At 66.8% G+C, this 13,446-nt stretch carries 24 protein-coding genes; 21 read left to right on the forward strand and 3 right to left on the reverse strand.

Annotated features, from left to right (window positions below):
• Positions 1 to 328 precede the first annotated feature (328 nt).
• The 12 genes from ACIBK0_RS21265 (at position 329) to ACIBK0_RS21320 (ending at position 6,388) form a co-directional block, all read left to right on the forward strand.
• A complete protein-coding gene (locus tag ACIBK0_RS21265) occupies positions 329 to 694 on the forward strand; it encodes a gas vesicle protein (RefSeq protein WP_399081924.1) in 366 nt (121 codons plus the stop codon).
• Between the two features lie 46 nt (positions 695 to 740).
• A complete protein-coding gene (locus ACIBK0_RS21270) occupies positions 741 to 1,166 on the forward strand; it encodes a gas vesicle structural protein GvpA (RefSeq protein ID WP_399081926.1) in 426 nt (141 codons plus the stop codon).
• On the forward strand, positions 1,163 to 1,921 hold the full coding sequence (locus ACIBK0_RS21275) for a GvpL/GvpF family gas vesicle protein (RefSeq protein ID WP_399081928.1): 759 nt from the start codon (positions 1,163 to 1,165) through the stop codon (positions 1,919 to 1,921). Before ACIBK0_RS21270 ends, ACIBK0_RS21275 begins: the two co-directional genes overlap by 4 nt.
• Positions 1,922 to 1,925: 4 nt before the next feature.
• Positions 1,926 to 2,189 (forward strand): gas vesicle protein GvpG, encoded by a 264-nt coding sequence (locus ACIBK0_RS21280; protein WP_399081930.1) that lies wholly within the window; start codon positions 1,926 to 1,928, stop codon positions 2,187 to 2,189.
• Positions 2,186 to 2,830, forward strand: a complete 645-nt coding sequence (locus tag ACIBK0_RS21285) for a DNA primase (RefSeq protein ID WP_399081932.1) — start codon at positions 2,186 to 2,188, stop codon at positions 2,828 to 2,830. Before ACIBK0_RS21280 ends, ACIBK0_RS21285 begins: the two co-directional genes overlap by 4 nt.
• A complete protein-coding gene (locus ACIBK0_RS21290; protein ID WP_399081934.1) occupies positions 2,823 to 3,896 on the forward strand; it encodes an SRPBCC family protein in 1,074 nt (357 codons plus the stop codon). The genes ACIBK0_RS21285 and ACIBK0_RS21290 overlap by 8 nt, the downstream gene beginning before the upstream one ends.
• A complete protein-coding gene (locus ACIBK0_RS21295) occupies positions 3,893 to 4,219 on the forward strand; it encodes a gas vesicle protein (RefSeq protein ID WP_399081936.1) in 327 nt (108 codons plus the stop codon). The genes ACIBK0_RS21290 and ACIBK0_RS21295 overlap by 4 nt, the downstream gene beginning before the upstream one ends.
• Entirely contained in the window at positions 4,216 to 4,983 is a 768-nt protein-coding gene (locus ACIBK0_RS21300; protein WP_399081938.1) for a GvpL/GvpF family gas vesicle protein, read from the forward strand. Before ACIBK0_RS21295 ends, ACIBK0_RS21300 begins: the two co-directional genes overlap by 4 nt.
• Positions 4,980 to 5,168 (forward strand): gas vesicle protein, encoded by a 189-nt coding sequence (locus ACIBK0_RS21305; protein WP_399081940.1) that lies wholly within the window; start codon positions 4,980 to 4,982, stop codon positions 5,166 to 5,168. The genes ACIBK0_RS21300 and ACIBK0_RS21305 overlap by 4 nt, the downstream gene beginning before the upstream one ends.
• Entirely contained in the window at positions 5,165 to 5,446 is a 282-nt protein-coding gene (locus ACIBK0_RS21310; RefSeq protein WP_399081942.1) for a gas vesicle protein K, read from the forward strand. Before ACIBK0_RS21305 ends, ACIBK0_RS21310 begins: the two co-directional genes overlap by 4 nt.
• Positions 5,447 to 5,661: 215 nt before the next feature.
• Positions 5,662 to 5,853, forward strand: a complete 192-nt coding sequence (locus ACIBK0_RS21315) for a CsbD family protein (RefSeq protein WP_399081944.1) — start codon at positions 5,662 to 5,664, stop codon at positions 5,851 to 5,853.
• 358 nt (positions 5,854 to 6,211) lie between these two features.
• Positions 6,212 to 6,388 carry a CsbD family protein gene (locus ACIBK0_RS21320; protein ID WP_399081946.1) on the forward strand — a complete coding sequence of 59 codons (177 nt, stop codon included), beginning with the start codon at positions 6,212 to 6,214 and terminating at the stop codon, positions 6,386 to 6,388.
• Between the two features lie 55 nt (positions 6,389 to 6,443).
• Here the strand turns inward: ACIBK0_RS21320 and ACIBK0_RS21325 are convergent, their stop codons facing one another.
• Positions 6,444 to 6,983: a CinA family protein gene (locus tag ACIBK0_RS21325; protein WP_399081949.1), complete on the reverse strand. Its 540-nt coding sequence runs from the start codon at positions 6,981 to 6,983 to the stop codon at positions 6,444 to 6,446.
• Positions 6,984 to 7,115: 132 nt separating this feature from the next.
• On the opposite strand from ACIBK0_RS21325, the gene ACIBK0_RS21330 reads away from it, so the two are divergent.
• Positions 7,116 to 7,484, forward strand: a complete 369-nt coding sequence (locus tag ACIBK0_RS21330) for a low affinity iron permease family protein (RefSeq protein WP_399081952.1) — start codon at positions 7,116 to 7,118, stop codon at positions 7,482 to 7,484.
• A gap of 78 nt (positions 7,485 to 7,562) precedes the next feature.
• Here the strand turns inward: ACIBK0_RS21330 and ACIBK0_RS21335 are convergent, their stop codons facing one another.
• Both ACIBK0_RS21335 and ACIBK0_RS21340 read right to left on the reverse strand, forming a co-directional pair.
• Complete coding sequence (locus ACIBK0_RS21335) at positions 7,563 to 8,561, reverse strand: SRPBCC family protein (RefSeq protein ID WP_399081955.1); 999 nt, start codon at positions 8,559 to 8,561, stop codon at positions 7,563 to 7,565.
• Between the two features lie 3 nt (positions 8,562 to 8,564).
• Positions 8,565 to 9,428 carry a histone protein gene (locus tag ACIBK0_RS21340; protein WP_399081958.1) on the reverse strand — a complete coding sequence of 288 codons (864 nt, stop codon included), beginning with the start codon at positions 9,426 to 9,428 and terminating at the stop codon, positions 8,565 to 8,567.
• Positions 9,429 to 9,652: 224 nt separating this feature from the next.
• On the opposite strand from ACIBK0_RS21340, the gene ACIBK0_RS21345 reads away from it, so the two are divergent.
• Genes ACIBK0_RS21345 through ACIBK0_RS21380 form a run of 8 tightly spaced genes read left to right on the forward strand, consistent with a single transcriptional unit; the run spans position 9,653 to position 13,412 of the window.
• On the forward strand, positions 9,653 to 10,030 hold the full coding sequence (locus ACIBK0_RS21345) for a gas vesicle protein (RefSeq protein ID WP_399081961.1): 378 nt from the start codon (positions 9,653 to 9,655) through the stop codon (positions 10,028 to 10,030).
• Between the two features lie 28 nt (positions 10,031 to 10,058).
• On the forward strand, positions 10,059 to 10,553 hold the full coding sequence (locus ACIBK0_RS21350) for a gas vesicle structural protein GvpA (RefSeq protein WP_399081964.1): 495 nt from the start codon (positions 10,059 to 10,061) through the stop codon (positions 10,551 to 10,553).
• Positions 10,554 to 10,556: 3 nt separating this feature from the next.
• The gene (locus tag ACIBK0_RS21355) at positions 10,557 to 11,270 is read left to right on the forward strand and encodes a GvpL/GvpF family gas vesicle protein (RefSeq protein WP_399081967.1); all 714 of its coding nucleotides are present in this window, start codon (positions 10,557 to 10,559) and stop codon (positions 11,268 to 11,270) included.
• A gap of 10 nt (positions 11,271 to 11,280) precedes the next feature.
• A complete protein-coding gene (locus ACIBK0_RS21360; protein ID WP_399081970.1) occupies positions 11,281 to 11,523 on the forward strand; it encodes a gas vesicle protein GvpG in 243 nt (80 codons plus the stop codon).
• 40 nt (positions 11,524 to 11,563) lie between these two features.
• A complete protein-coding gene (locus ACIBK0_RS21365; RefSeq protein WP_399081973.1) occupies positions 11,564 to 11,971 on the forward strand; it encodes a gas vesicle protein in 408 nt (135 codons plus the stop codon).
• Positions 11,964 to 12,773 (forward strand): GvpL/GvpF family gas vesicle protein, encoded by an 810-nt coding sequence (locus ACIBK0_RS21370; RefSeq protein ID WP_399081976.1) that lies wholly within the window; start codon positions 11,964 to 11,966, stop codon positions 12,771 to 12,773. The genes ACIBK0_RS21365 and ACIBK0_RS21370 overlap by 8 nt, the downstream gene beginning before the upstream one ends.
• Positions 12,770 to 13,012: a gas vesicle protein gene (locus ACIBK0_RS21375; RefSeq protein ID WP_399081979.1), complete on the forward strand. Its 243-nt coding sequence runs from the start codon at positions 12,770 to 12,772 to the stop codon at positions 13,010 to 13,012. Before ACIBK0_RS21370 ends, ACIBK0_RS21375 begins: the two co-directional genes overlap by 4 nt.
• Complete coding sequence (locus tag ACIBK0_RS21380) at positions 13,002 to 13,412, forward strand: gas vesicle protein K (protein ID WP_399081982.1); 411 nt, start codon at positions 13,002 to 13,004, stop codon at positions 13,410 to 13,412. Before ACIBK0_RS21375 ends, ACIBK0_RS21380 begins: the two co-directional genes overlap by 11 nt.
• The last annotated feature ends 34 nt before the right edge of the window (positions 13,413 to 13,446 follow it).

Genomic DNA, 13,446 nt, shown 5'->3' on the forward strand with positions numbered 1-13,446 from the left:
CATCCAGCTCCGCCCCGACCTGATCGACGGCTGCCTTGCAGGCACCGGACTCACGCTCACCCACCAGCCGACAACAATCCGAAGAGCTCAGTAATCGCGGTTCTGGATCACCCTTCGTGCCATTGCCATTGCCATTGCCATTGCCATTGCCACTGAGGGTGAGCGACTCGATCGCGCAGGCGCACACACGACCCCCAGGGCAGAAGTGATGAGCAGCGCACGCGACTTCCGCCAGTCCTCGCGCAGGTGAACGCCCTACGGGGACCGAGGCGCTCACGCTGAAGGTTTGGCCAACAGGCGTGGGGCCACTCGGGGTTCGAGGGGGCCAATGTCGAACACATCGAACACATCAAAGTCGCAGAATCCACGAAATCCCGCTGAAGGCGGGGGAAACAGCCAGGAGGACAACGCGGCAAAAAACCGGCCGAGCGCCATGGAGGTGCTGCGTCACGCGCGCACCCAACTCGAGGAGCTCACCGGCATGGCCGCCGAGTCCGTGTCGTCCTTCGAACACACCGAGGACGGCTGGACCTTGGAGATCGAGGTCCTGGAGCTCGCCAGGGTGCCCGACACGATGAGCCTGCTCGCGAGCTACCAGGTGGACCTCGACCCGCAGGGCGGGCTCACCGGCTACCGGCGCATCCGCCGCTACGAACGCGGCAGGGCCGACGCACACAGGTCCGGCGGCCGGTAGGCGGCCACACCGCGCAACCATCTACAGACAAGGAGGACCGGTCGGCATGACCGTTGTCCCGGCACAACAGAGCGGCGGATCGGGCGGCAGCAGCGGCCTGTACGACGTCCTGGAACTCGTCCTCGACCGAGGGCTCGTCATCGACGCGTTCGTACGCGTCTCCCTCGTCGGCATCGAGATCCTCAAGATCGACGTACGCGTTGTCGTCGCCAGCGTCGACACCTACCTGCGGTTCGCCGAGGCGTGCAACCGGCTCGACCTGGAGGCAGGGCCGCGCAAGAGCCCCGGCCTGCCCGACCTGGTCGGCGAGATCACCGAGTCCGGTGCGCGCGGCAAGTCCAAGGGCGCGCTGTCCGGCGCCGCAGAGACCATCTCCGACGCCTTCAAGCAGGCCCGCGAGGAAGGTCAGACCGAATCCCGGCCGCGCACCCGCAAGTCAACGGCCTCGCGCAGGAAGGAGGAGCAGGAGTGAGCACGTATGTCTACGGCATCGCGGCGGCGTCGCACCCCTCGCTTCCCGAGGGCATGGGCGGCGTCGGGGAACCGGCGCGTTCCGTCCGCGTCCTGAAGGCGGGCGGGCTGGCGGCCGTCGTGAGCGACGCCCCTGAAGGGCTGCGGCCCAAGCGCAGGGATCTGCTCGCCCACCAGAACGTGCTGAGCGAGGCGGGCGGAGGCGGCTCCGTACTGCCCATGCGGTTCGGCAGCGTCGCTCAGGATGACGCCGCCGTCACCAGCGTGCTCGCCGAGCGCGCCGAGCATTACGAGGAGCGGCTCAAGGCGCTGGCCGGCAAGATCGAGTACAACGTCAAGGCCAGCCACGACGAAGCGGCAGTCCTGCACCGCGTGATGGCCGAAAATCGCGAGGTACAGGCCATCGCGGAGGCCAACCGACAGGCGGGCGGAGGGAGCTACGAGCAGCGGTTGCAGCTCGGCGAGATGGTGGTGGCCGCGCTGAAGAACCAGGAAGCCGCGGACGCCGTCGAGCTGCAGCATCTCCTGGAAGCGGCCGCCGAGGCCGTGAGCGTCGGCCCCGAGTCCACGGGCTGGCTGGCCAACCTGTCCCTCCTCGTCGACCGCAAGTCGGCCGAGGTGTTCCTCTCTGCGGTCGAAGAGATTCGCAAGAGCCATCCACATCTCGAACTGCGTGTCAACGGACCGCTGCCGCCCTACAGCTTCGTCGAGCCCGGCCCCGCCGAACCGGCGGACACCGCCATCGATACGGAGTGAGCGGATGGGACTGATCGGAGAGGTGCTGCTGCTGCCGTTCGCACCGGTACGCGGCAGCCTCTGGGCTGTGAGACAGGTGCTGGCCGAGGCCGAGCGCCAGTACTACGACCCGGCAGCGATCCGGGCCGAACTCGCCCTCCTCGAGCAGCGGCTCGAGGCGGGCGAGATCGATGACGACGAGTTCGACCGCCGCGAGGACGAGCTCCTCGACCGGCTGGAGATCAGCCTGCGCGGAAGCGCGGGTTCAGGCAACGGGACGACAGGATGAATCGACTAGGACTTGGCCTCGCCGTAGGGGCCGGATACGTCCTCGGACGTACGAAGAAGATGAAACTGGCATTCGCGGTCGGCACGCTGGTCGCCGGCAAGCGACTGCATATGAGCCCGCGGGCGCTCGCGGACCTGGTATCTCAACAGCTGCGGGACAACCCGCAGTTCAAGGAGATCGGGGACCAGCTGCGCGAGGACCTGCGCGGTGTGGGGAAGGCCGCCTCCGGCGCACTCGTCGAGCGGCAGGTCGAGGGCCTGGCCGACCGGCTGCACGGCAGGACCGCAGAGGTGCGGGACCAGCTTGCGGGCGTGGTGCCGGACGTGCCGGGGCTCGGCGATGAGGAAGAGGAGAACCAGGCGGCCGAGCCGGACGACGAGTACGAGGAGTACGACGCGGACGACGGCTCGGAGAATGACGAGCCCGAGGAAAAGGCACCACCGCGCAAGAAGGCTCCCACTCGGAAAGCCCCAGCCAAGAAGGCGACGGAGCAGCGGAGTTCCGCCAAGAAGGCACCCGCCAAAAAGACGGCGAAGAAGACGGTGACCAAGAAGGCTCCCGCGAAGAAGTCGGCCGCGGCGAAAACCGCCGCGCGGCGCGCGACACGCAGCCGGCTGACGAGGGGAGGCGGCGATGACTGACACCCTCGGATCCGCGGCAATGCGGGCGACGGACAACCCGCTCACCGGCGTCGCCCAGAGCGCGGCCGCCGACCGCCTCAAGGCGGAGGTCCAGGCGTATCTGGCCGCCCAGGCCCAACGCCTGTTGGTGGACCTGGGCCGCAAGCTCGGCGAAACGACCGGCAGGCTCAACGACATCGCCGAGGGCAACAGCCCCGGTTTCGCCAAGCTTGCCCTCGACAGCGGCCGCAAGCTCGCCGAGGGCAAGGGACCCCTGCGGTCGGCCCTGGAACTCGGCGCAGGGCGGGCGAAGGACAGCGTGGCCGGCGCGTTCAAGAGCCTGACCGGAGGCAAGGGCAGGCGCAAGGGCGGCGCGGGCAAGAAGCCCACGGTCATCATCGAGTTCATCGACGTGGGCGTGCCGCTGCGCACCGCGTACGACCAGTGGACCCAGTACCAGGACTTCAGCACCTTCGCGAAAGGCGTCAAGAGCGCGAACCGCGCCGACGACACCACCTCGGACTGGCAGCTCAAGGTCTTCTGGTCCAACCGGAGTTGGAAGGCCCACACCACGGAACAGGTTGCGGACGACCGCATCTCCTGGACCGCGGAGGGCGCGAAGGGTACGACAAAGGGTGTCGTCTCCTTCCACTCGCTGGCCGAGAACCTCACCCGCGTCCTGTTGGTCATCGAGTACGACCCCAAAGGCTTGTTCGAGAAGACCGGCAACATCTGGCGTGCACAGGGCCGCAGGGCCAGGCTCGACCTCAAGAACTACGCCCGCTTCATCACGCTCAAGGGCGAGGCGGAGGAGGGCTGGCGCGGCGAGATCCGCGACGGTGAGGTCGTCCGCAGCCACGAGGACGCGCTCGAGGAAGAGAGCGAAGAAGAGCGCGAGGACGTCCCCGAGGGCGACTACGAGGAAGAGGAGCTCGAGGGAGAAGAGCCGGACGCGCCGGAGGACGAGGAGGAGGACACCGAGGCGGCATACGAGGACGAGGCGGAGGAGAACGACGAGTACGCCAAGGACGACGAGTACGCCGAAGAGGACGAAGGCGAGCTCGTCGAGAGCCGGGGTCGTCGATGACCATGGCCGGCAGGCTCCCCGAGACTTACGGGCAGAGCAGTGGCGCCAACCTCGCCGACATCCTTGAACGGGTGCTCGACAAGGGCATCGTGATCGCGGGCGACATCCGGATCAACCTTCTGGACATCGAGCTGCTCACCATCAAACTGCGGCTCATCGTTGCCTCCGTGGACAAGGCCAAGGAGATGGGCATCGACTGGTGGGAGGACGACCCCGCGCTGTCGTCGCGCGCGAACCACTCACAACTCGAGCGTGAAAACAGGGAGTTGCGCGAACGGCTCTCCGAGTTGGAACGCGCGAGTCCGAAGGAGGAGACCGAGTGAGCGGTCTGCGCTACGTATACGCGATCTGCCGACCCTTCACGGCCGCACTGCAGGCGCAGCTGACCGGCGTCGCGGGCGTGCCGCCGAAGCTGCTGCACCACGGTGACCTTCTCGCCGTGGTCGGCGCGGTCCCGACGGAGGACTTCGCCGAAGAACCGCTGCGGGCTCACCTGGAGGACCTGGACTGGCTGAGTGAGACCGCCCGCGCGCATCAGAGCGTGATCGACGCACTCACCGCTGTCGCCAGTCCACTGCCGCTGCGGCTCGCCACCGTGTTCCGGGACGACAGTGGAGTACGCACGATGATGCAGGACCGGCGGCAACAGTTCCTGCGGACGCTCGAGCGGCTCGAGGGGCGGGTGGAATGGGGCGTGAAGGTGTACGCGGAGGATTCCGGCACCGATGAGCGCCCGGTGCATACGGGTGAACCCGAGAAGGCCGCGACGGGGCGCGACTATCTGCGGCAGCGGCGTATGCGCAATCGTGCCCACGAGGACGTGTGGGAGCGCGCGGAGAAATTCGCCCGACAGTTGCACGACACGCTTTCCGAGTGCGCGGAGGACACCAGGATCCACGCGCCGCAAAACGCCGCGCTGTCCCGTGCGCCGGGCCGCAACGTGCTCAATGCCGCCTATCTCGTGCCGCGTTCGGACTCCGAGGGATTCGTGGAGCTGATCGAGCGTACGAGGGACGAGGCTCAGGGGATGCGAGTGGAACTCACCGGCCCGTGGGCGGCCTACTCGTTCAGCGGGGAGGGGCAATGACTGTCGTGGAACACCGCGAGGTCGCACTGGTCGACCTGCTCGACCGGCTGCTCGCGGGCGGGGTCGTGATCGCCGGGGACATCACCCTGAGGATCGCCGACGTCGACCTCGTACGCATCGACCTGAACGCCCTCATCAGCTCGGTGAACGCGAAAGTACCCTCACCTTGGCGGGAGTCGATGTGACCGCGAGGAACCGACTGGACCTCGATCCCGACACGGTGGAGCGCGACCTCGTCAAACTCGTGCTGACCGTCGTGGAGCTGCTGCGCCAGTTGATGGAACGCCAGGCGCTGCGGCGATTCGAGACGGGAGAGCTGACGGACGACCAGGAGGAGCGGATCGGGCTCACCCTCATGCTGCTCGACGACCGCATGACCGAACTGCGCGAGCGGTACGGACTGCAACCCGAGGACCTGAATCTGGACCTCGGCCCGCTCGGACCTCTGCTTCCCAAGCAATAGGCTCACCGCCCGTACCGGCGACCCTGTGCGGTTGGCAGGGGGCCGAGTGGCGGACGTCGGTGTGGCGCGGTGCGCCGCTGTGCCGTATGACGCCGCCGACCCGCGTGCCCGCCCCCCACCCATGATGACTACACAACGTGACGACTCGGCGGGCGACGTCTCCCACAGCCGCTTACGTTGGGCGGGCAAGCGACCTCACCCCCAAAGGAGGAACCATGGCCGGCAAAGGCGGCATGGACAAGGCTAAGGGCAAGGCCAAGGAGATGACCGGGAAGGTCACGGGCGACCGCGAGACGGAGATCGAGGGCAAGCTCGACCAAGCTCGCGGCGAAGCCAAGAAGGCCACCGGCAAGACCCGTGAGCGCATCGAGGAGACCGGCCGCTCCGCCAAGCGCGACCGCACCTGAGCATGTGTGGTGAGGGGGCCCCGCAGTCGTGGGAACCCCCTCACCGGCAGGCGTGCCCGTAGCTGCCACCGACGGCGGCAGTGCGGCTTGCTCTCAGCGGTCTCAGCGCCGCGCGCACAGACACACACGGCAGCTCGCATCAGACCCATCCCACCGCGCAGCCACGATCAGGGGACCGATCGGTTACGGCTGACGCGCTTCCCGGTCGGGGCATGCCCCGCGAGTGGCCGACACCGACGCCGCTGACGGCGACATGCTCCCGGTTGCCGCGCCCCGGAGACGGGCGCACGGTGAACAAAGAGGTGGCGGTCCCGGACGGTCCGCGGTCCCCGGCGTCTTCGAGAGGACGACGATTCCGATGGCGAAGAGCACGGCGAAGGTGCAGCAGATCAGGGGCAAGATGAAGGAATCCCTCGGCAAGGCCCTGGGGAACAAGTCAATGCAGCGGTCAGGCCGTGGAGATATGGTGCGCGGCAAGGCACACGAGATCACCGAGAAGATGGCTCACCGGGTCCACAAGCGGATCGGGCACTGACCGTGGCGTACGGCCGGCCCGGCGCGTCTTCCGAGGACTGCCGCTGCCAGTGCCGTCACTGCGACGGACGGACGTGATCGCGGAGCAGTTCGAGGGCCGCGACCACGGCCGTCTGGCATATGGCCTCTCTGACGTCAGCACCCTCGGTGTCCGGCTCGTCGACGACCGTGCCGGTCGGCCCGCAGACGGCGACGAAGAGCGTCCCGACCTCCTGGCCGTCCTGCGGGGCCGGACCGGCGACACCGGTCGTGGCCAGGCCGTACGAGGCGTCCATCAGGCGCCGCACTCCTTGCGCCATCTGTGCGGCGACTTCGCCGTGGACTGCGCCCTGCGAGGCCAGCAAGCCACGCTCCACACCGAGCACGGACGCCTTGACTTCGGTGTCGTAGGCGATCACGCCGCCACGGAAGGTCTGCGACGCACCGGGCGCGGCCGCCAGTGCGGCGCCGAGCAGGCCGGCCGTCAGCGACTCGGCCACCGCGACGGTGTGCCCGGACGCTGCCAGGGCGGCGTGCAGCTGTCGCGCGAGCAGTTCCTCGCGGGTCAGGCCGCGGTCCTCGTGCGCAGGGCCGGAGGGGGAACGGTTGCTGTCCACCTTCACATGGTGAGGTCCGTACTGACGTCTCGCCTGCTGGAGCACACTCGTAGGGCCTTCCGACACTGCCCAGATGGTGACCGCCTGTCAGCAGCACCTCGGCACGCAACGAGCAGTGAAGGATTCGGGCCCATGGCTCTTCAGCATCCCGCCGACCGTGGCGGAGACAAACGCGGAAGGTTCGAACGGCTTGCGGGCTCCGTCTCGAACTTCACCAGTTCAGCGGCATTCTTCGTGTTCTGCCTCGGGCTCGTCGCGCTGACGCTCGCCGTCCATGTCGCCGGACTCGGGTCGGCGTGGCTACTCCTCGCGGGCGATGCCATGACCGCGGTCACCCTGCTGCTTCTCGCGCTGCTGAAGAACTCGGAACTGCGGGCCGAGCGGGCCATCCAGCGCAAACTGGATGCCCTCGCCGCCGCCCTGCTGGAAGCGCAGGAAGGAGAGCCTGGAAAGGCACACGAGGACCTCAAATCGGTGATCCGCATGGAGGACGAGATCTGAGAGACCGGGGTCACCGGCCACATCGCGGGGCGCGGCGCGTCATGTCGAGAGTTCGCTCCTGGCTCCGCGGCGGCCGCGTCAGCCCTCCTCCTCGTCCTCCTCGTACTCGTCGTCGTACTCCTCTTCGTCTTCCGGCCCCTCTTCTTCGTCTTCCTCTTCGACGGCGCCCTCTTCGTCGGCGGCCTCTCCCTCGGCGCCCTCTTCCTCGGAACCCTCTTCGTCGTACTCCTCCTCCCCCTCGTATTCGCCTGCCGCCTCTTCCTCTTCCAGCGCTTCCTCGTGGCTCCGCACCACCTCACCATCGCGGATTTCTCCGCGCCAGCCCTCAACTTCCTCGTCAGCAAACGTGACATGCCGTTGGAAGTTCTTGAAGTCCAGCCGCAGGCGTCGCCCTTGGGCACGCCACAGGTTGCCGGTCTTTTCGAAGAAACCCGAGGGGTAGTACTCCACGACAAGCACAACGCGCGTCAGGGTGGGCGTGAGTTCATGGAAACTGACACAGCCGTGGGTGGTGCCCTTGGCGCCCTCGGAGGACCACACGATGCGCTCGTCAGGTACTTGTTCCTGAACGGTTGCCTTCCAGCCACGCGTCGAAGGGCCGACCTTCACCTTCCATTCGCTGGTGGACTCGTCGTTGCGGGACACACTGCGTACCCCTTTGATGAAGCTGCTGAACTCTTCGTACTGAGTCCAGTAGTTGTAAGCCGTGCGGATGGGCACACCCACATCCAGCACTTCAACGATGTTCATCACCTTGGTGCTGCCGGCCTTGCCTCGTTTACCCCCGCCGAACACGTTCTTGACCTTGTCCATCACGTTGTCTTTGAGATCCTTGGTCTTCTCGCCGACGAACGCTTTCAATGGGGAGTCTCCTTGGAGAATGCGTCCGCCAATGCGGGGAAGGGGTCCGCCGTTCTCGGCGGCGTCAAGGAGTTGGTCGGTGACATCCCCCAACTTCTCCCCAGCTCTGTCGACCAGATGCTCCACCTGAGCACCGAGATAGTCGGTGAGCTCATCGCGCAGCAGTTCCAGACCCGAACCATCTCCGCGGATGGTGTCACGCTCTTTGCTTGCCATGACCTACCTCCGCCGCGCGGCAGTCTTCTTGGTGGCCGTCTTCCTCGCCGAGGCCGTCTTCTTGGCCGGGGCCTTCTTCGCGGCCGCCCTCTTGGCCGTTGTCTTCTTCGCGGCCGTCTTCTTCGCTGCCGCCTTCTTCGCAGGGGGCGGAGACTTCTTCGCGGCCTTCTTCGCCGGCGCCGCCTTCTTGGCGGCAGTCCTCTTGGCCGCGGGCCTCTGCGCTGCGGCCTTCTTCCCTGGAGCCCTCTTCCTGGCGGGAGCGGCCTTCTTCGCCGCCCTCTTACGGGGAGCGGGTTTGGCCACGCGCTTCCTTGCCGTGGTTCCAGCCGGGCGCCGGCGACGCCGTGGCGGTTCTTCCTCAGCCTCTCCCTCGGGTTCTTCCTCTTCGGCTTCTTCTTCGGGTTCCTCCTCTTCTGGTTCCTCCTCTTCGGGTGCTTCCCCCTCGGGCTCCTCCTCTTCGGGCTCTTCCTCTTCTTCTTCCTCCTCCGGCTCTTCCTCCTCCTCGTAGCCCTCCTCGCCGTCCCCCGGCTCTTCCTCCTCCTCTTCCTCCCGCTCCTCACCTATGCGAAGCGTGCGCTCGTGGAGGGAATCGGCGAGATCGGCGAGGCGCCGATCGGCGGTGGCGGCCAGGGCTTTACGTCCGGCGTCCAGTAGCTCGCCGCGCACCTGCTCGTTCAGCTCGGAGACCCCTGGAACGTCGCCGAGTTTACGCAGGCCTGTCGTCATCAACTGCTGCGGATCGAGCCCAAAACGACGCCCGGCAAGATAGGTTGCCATGCCGAATGCGAGACGGCCTTTCTTCGTACGCCCCAGCACGTAGCCAGCTGCGACCGCGGCGGCGAGGCCGATCTTGGTCGTGTCATTCATGAGCCGGTTCCCTTCGGAATAGGCAGGTGAACACGCCCGAACACGTGCCAACGCCCCCTGCCCAAACCGCGATTGACACACAATGTGGATCGCACGCGCGGAGTTGCACAGTCCGCCCCGCTCCGCACCTGCCGCGCAGCCCCCTCGGACAGTTCACGTGAAGGCATCCACCGCTCGGGTGATATATCCCTATATGATGGAATTATACTGTTCACCCGTGGAATATGACGCCCGCTCCGACCACCGGAGAGACCATGGCCGCAGCAGAACCCCGGCGACGACCCAGCAGTAGCCGCAGCACCGACCGAGGTCCCACAGACGGCCCCCGGCGCCGCTCCCGCAAGGCCAAAGCCGCCTGGGCCATCCGTTCCGCCGCCGAACAACTTCAGGAGTTGCTCGGGCGACCCCCCGAGTCCGTCTCGGCACTAAAACTGACGGAGGACGGTTGGGAGGCTGACCTGGAGGTACTCGAGATCGAGCGCGTCCCGGAAACCACGAGCGTTATGGCTACCTACCGCGTGACGCTGGACAAGGAAGGCGATCTGGTGGCGTACGAAAGGACGCGTCGCTATACCCGAGGCCAGATCGACCGGCGGGGCTGAGACAGCACAGCCGGTGAAGGGAGGCACCATGACAGTGGTGCCGCAGGGTGGAGGCGGTGTCGCCCGAGGTGGCGGAACCGGCAACCTCTACGACGTCCTAGAACTCATTCTTGATCGCGGACTCGTCATCGACGTATTCGTCCGCGTGTCGCTGGTGGGGATCGAAATCCTCAAGATCGACGCTCGCATCGTCGTGGCCAGCGTCGACACGTATTTGCGTTTCGCCGAGGCCTGCAACCGCCTTGACCTCGAGGCCGGGAGAAAGGCGCCCACCCAATTGACCGACATCGTCGGAGATTCGGTGGAGAGCGGAGCAAGAGGCAAATCCAAAGGAGCCCTCTCCGGCGCCGTGGAAGCGGTGACGGATTCCCTCAAAGGTGTCACCGACCGTGACAACGGCGACGAAGAGTCCGAGGAAGAAGACGAGGACAAGGAAAGGGAACCCGTGGAGAGGCGACGGCGGCCGGTTCGGCGCACCCCCCGACGTGAGCACGAAAGGGGCTCGCCCCGCGAGAAGGAATGAGCCATGGCCGTATACATCTACTCCGTCACCGGCAAGCAGCACCCGCTCCACATCGGCGACCTCAGCGGTGTCGGTGAGCCATCGGGCGGCTTGCGGACAGTGACCGCTGGACCGCTGTGCGCTGTGGTGAGCGACGCTCCGGAGGATTTGCGCCCCAAGCGCCGCGACATCATCGCCCACCAGGAAGTGCAGCAGCGCCTCATGGCAGACGGCACTGTCCTGCCTATGCGGTTCGGCCTCCTGGCCGCGGACGACGAGGCCGTACGTCTTGCCTTGGAGCAGAATGCCGAGGACTACACGGACAGGCTTCAGGTGCTGGAGGGGTGCGTCGAATACAACCTGAAGGCGTCGCAGGAAGAGGACGCTCTGCTGCGTCAGATCCTTCGGGAATCGAATGTGGCACGAGAGCTCAATGACGAGATCCGCCGCGGGACCGCAGGGCCTGACGCGTCACTGCGGCTCGGCGAGCTGGTCGCCCAGGAGGTACAGGCACGGCAGGAGGCGCTGGCCACGGGTGTGCGCGAAGCACTGCGCCCCTTCGCCCGGCAGATTGAATCCTCCCATCCGACAGGTTCCGACTTCCTCAGTGTGTCGTTCCTGGTGTCCGAGGACCAAGAAGAGGCATTCCTCACTACGGAGTTGAGCGTCGCCCACCAGTTGGGTGATGACTTCGACTTCCGGCTCAACGGTCCCCTTCCTCCCTACAGCTTCGTCTGAAGGAGTTCTCATGGGCCTGTTCACGCAGCTGGTCACCCTTCCCATAGCGCCCGTGCGTGGCGCCGGCTGGGTCGTGGAGCGCGTCCTGGAGGAAGCCGAGAACGTGTACTACGACCCCGCACCGGTGCACCGCGAACTCGCCGAGCTCGAGCGGCGGCTTCTCGCGGGAGAGATCGACGAGGAGACGTTCGACCGGCGTGAGGACGAACTGCTCGACCGGCTGGAGGAGATCCGAGCCCGACAGCAGGGCTGACATCCCGGCATCCGGCACGAGGGAACATGAGGCCGCCACCGTGACTGAACCCCTGGCCAACAGGCTTGGTTCCTACCCGTCCAGAGCCGCGCCGCCGTACGGGCAGGGCTCCTCCGCCAATCTCGCCGACATCCTTGAACGGGTGCTCGACAAAGGCATCGTCATCGCAGGCGACATACAGATCAACCTGCTCGACATCGAGCTGTTGACCATCAAACTGCGACTCCTGGTCGCCTCCGTCGACAAAGCGAAGGAAATGGGCATCGACTGGTGGGAGCACGACCCCGCGCTCTCTTCCCGGAGCAGGGACGAACACTCTCTCGCCGAGGAAAACCGCCGATTGCGGGCCGAGATCGACGCCCTCCGCGAGGGAACCGAACTCCCCTCGCACGAGGAAGCGCACCGGGACACCGGCAGCCGTCGCCGGGGAAGTGCTCGCGATGAGTGACCTGATGACCTACGCGTATGCCGTGGTACCCCGGGCCGAGGGACTGCGGGAGGCAACCACGACGCTGCGGGGCGTCGCCGACGCCCCCGTCCGCCTCGTCGCCGACGCGCGCGACGACCGGGTGATGCTCGTGGTGAGCCATGTACCCGCCCAGGACTTCCAGGAGGACGCTCTCAAGCAACATCTCGAGGATCTGGAATGGCTGGAGGCGGTCGCCCGCGCCCACCACGGCGTCATAGAAGCGTTGGCCGCGCGCACCACCGTCCTTCCGCTGCGCCTGGCGACCGTCTACCTCGACGACAACAGGGCCCGGGACGTGCTGGAAGCGGGCCGGAACCTGTTCGCGGAGCGTCTGGCCCGACTCGCCGAACATGTCGAATGGGGGGTCAAAATCTATGTCGAGCCCTCGGCGGCCCCAGCAGCCCCGGCTGCTCCGTCGGCAGACCTGCCCCCTGGGCGCGCCTACCTACGCGACCGCAGGCAACAGCAGAGTGTGCGCGACAGTGTGTACCAGGCGGCGCAGCAGGCCGCCGAGCGAGTGGAGACCGCAGGGCGCAAGCACGCAGCCGAGCGGGTCCGGCATCGTGTGCAGCAGGGCGTTCTCGCCAACGCGGCCGGCGGGGGCGAGAACATCGTCAATGACGCGTACCTCGTGTCCCTGACGCGTTGCGAAGAGTTCCTGGCCGATGTGACACACGCCGCCGACGGGCTGCCAGGGGTCCGAGTCGAGGCCACCGGTCCCTGGGCGCCGTACTCCTTCGCCATGCCCCTCAGCGGTGCCGCGGAAAGCGTGCCGCCATGATCACGCCGGGCCCGCCGCCCCCGGCAGAGCGCCTGCCTCAGCGGCAGGTCGCTCTCATCGATCTGTTGGACCGACTCTTGAGCGGTGGGGTCGTACTCACCGGTGACGTGATGCTGTCCATCGCAGACATCGATCTCGTACGCATTTCGCTGCGAGCCCTGATCGTTTCCATCAGCGCGCGGAATCCCTCACCATGGGACGGGACGGACCCGCTGCGAGGCGGCGACCATGACGCCTGATGGGGACAGCCAGCCGCCACGTCGCGCCGACGAGGTCGCGGAGGCCGCCGCACGTGCTTTCCGGCTGCTGCCTGCCGCCCCACGCGACTTGGGCTCGCCCGCCGGCAAGGGCTCGCGTTCCCCGGCTCGGCGGATCAGCTCCGATCCCGACACGGTGGAACGGGACCTCATCAGGCTGGTTCTCACTCTCGTGGAGTTGCTGCGCCAGCTCATGGAGCGACAGGCATTGCACCGCGTCGACCAGGGGGACCTCAGCGACGAGCAGGAGGAACGCCTGGGAACGACGCTCATGCTGCTCCACGACCGCATGAGCGACCTGTGTGCTCAGTACGGACTGACCATGGAGGACCTCAACCTCGACCTCGGGCCGCTGGGCACATTGCTTCCGCCCTCCGATTGAACGCCGGATTTCGGGATGAGGTGCCATCCGGGCC

Source organism: Streptomyces sp. NPDC050564 (assembly GCF_044457265.1).
GTDB lineage: Bacteria > Actinomycetota > Actinomycetes > Streptomycetales > Streptomycetaceae > Streptomyces.

What these genes read in the sequence shown, in the direction of transcription:
- ACIBK0_RS21265 (WP_399081924.1), top strand. Translation starts at nt 329, where the DNA reads ATGTCGAACACATCGAACACATCAAAGTCGCAGAATCCACGAAATCCC.
- ACIBK0_RS21270 (WP_399081926.1), top strand. Translation starts at nt 741, where the DNA reads ATGACCGTTGTCCCGGCACAACAGAGCGGCGGATCGGGCGGCAGCAGC.
- ACIBK0_RS21280 (WP_399081930.1), top strand. Translation starts at nt 1,926, where the DNA reads ATGGGACTGATCGGAGAGGTGCTGCTGCTGCCGTTCGCACCGGTACGC.
- ACIBK0_RS21285 (WP_399081932.1), top strand. Translation starts at nt 2,186, where the DNA reads ATGAATCGACTAGGACTTGGCCTCGCCGTAGGGGCCGGATACGTCCTC.
- ACIBK0_RS21290 (WP_399081934.1), top strand. Translation starts at nt 2,823, where the DNA reads ATGACTGACACCCTCGGATCCGCGGCAATGCGGGCGACGGACAACCCG.
- ACIBK0_RS21295 (WP_399081936.1), top strand. Translation starts at nt 3,893, where the DNA reads ATGACCATGGCCGGCAGGCTCCCCGAGACTTACGGGCAGAGCAGTGGC.
- ACIBK0_RS21305 (WP_399081940.1), top strand. Translation starts at nt 4,980, where the DNA reads ATGACTGTCGTGGAACACCGCGAGGTCGCACTGGTCGACCTGCTCGAC.
- ACIBK0_RS21315 (WP_399081944.1), top strand. Translation starts at nt 5,662, where the DNA reads ATGGCCGGCAAAGGCGGCATGGACAAGGCTAAGGGCAAGGCCAAGGAG.
- ACIBK0_RS21320 (WP_399081946.1), top strand. Translation starts at nt 6,212, where the DNA reads ATGGCGAAGAGCACGGCGAAGGTGCAGCAGATCAGGGGCAAGATGAAG.
- ACIBK0_RS21330 (WP_399081952.1), top strand. Translation starts at nt 7,116, where the DNA reads ATGGCTCTTCAGCATCCCGCCGACCGTGGCGGAGACAAACGCGGAAGG.
- ACIBK0_RS21335 (WP_399081955.1), bottom strand. Translation starts at nt 8,561, where the DNA reads ATGGCAAGCAAAGAGCGTGACACCATCCGCGGAGATGGTTCGGGTCTG.
- ACIBK0_RS21340 (WP_399081958.1), bottom strand. Translation starts at nt 9,428, where the DNA reads ATGAATGACACGACCAAGATCGGCCTCGCCGCCGCGGTCGCAGCTGGC.
- ACIBK0_RS21345 (WP_399081961.1), top strand. Translation starts at nt 9,653, where the DNA reads ATGACGCCCGCTCCGACCACCGGAGAGACCATGGCCGCAGCAGAACCC.
- ACIBK0_RS21350 (WP_399081964.1), top strand. Translation starts at nt 10,059, where the DNA reads ATGACAGTGGTGCCGCAGGGTGGAGGCGGTGTCGCCCGAGGTGGCGGA.
- ACIBK0_RS21355 (WP_399081967.1), top strand. Translation starts at nt 10,557, where the DNA reads ATGGCCGTATACATCTACTCCGTCACCGGCAAGCAGCACCCGCTCCAC.
- ACIBK0_RS21360 (WP_399081970.1), top strand. Translation starts at nt 11,281, where the DNA reads ATGGGCCTGTTCACGCAGCTGGTCACCCTTCCCATAGCGCCCGTGCGT.
- ACIBK0_RS21370 (WP_399081976.1), top strand. Translation starts at nt 11,964, where the DNA reads ATGAGTGACCTGATGACCTACGCGTATGCCGTGGTACCCCGGGCCGAG.
- ACIBK0_RS21375 (WP_399081979.1), top strand. Translation starts at nt 12,770, where the DNA reads ATGATCACGCCGGGCCCGCCGCCCCCGGCAGAGCGCCTGCCTCAGCGG.
- ACIBK0_RS21380 (WP_399081982.1), top strand. Translation starts at nt 13,002, where the DNA reads ATGACGCCTGATGGGGACAGCCAGCCGCCACGTCGCGCCGACGAGGTC.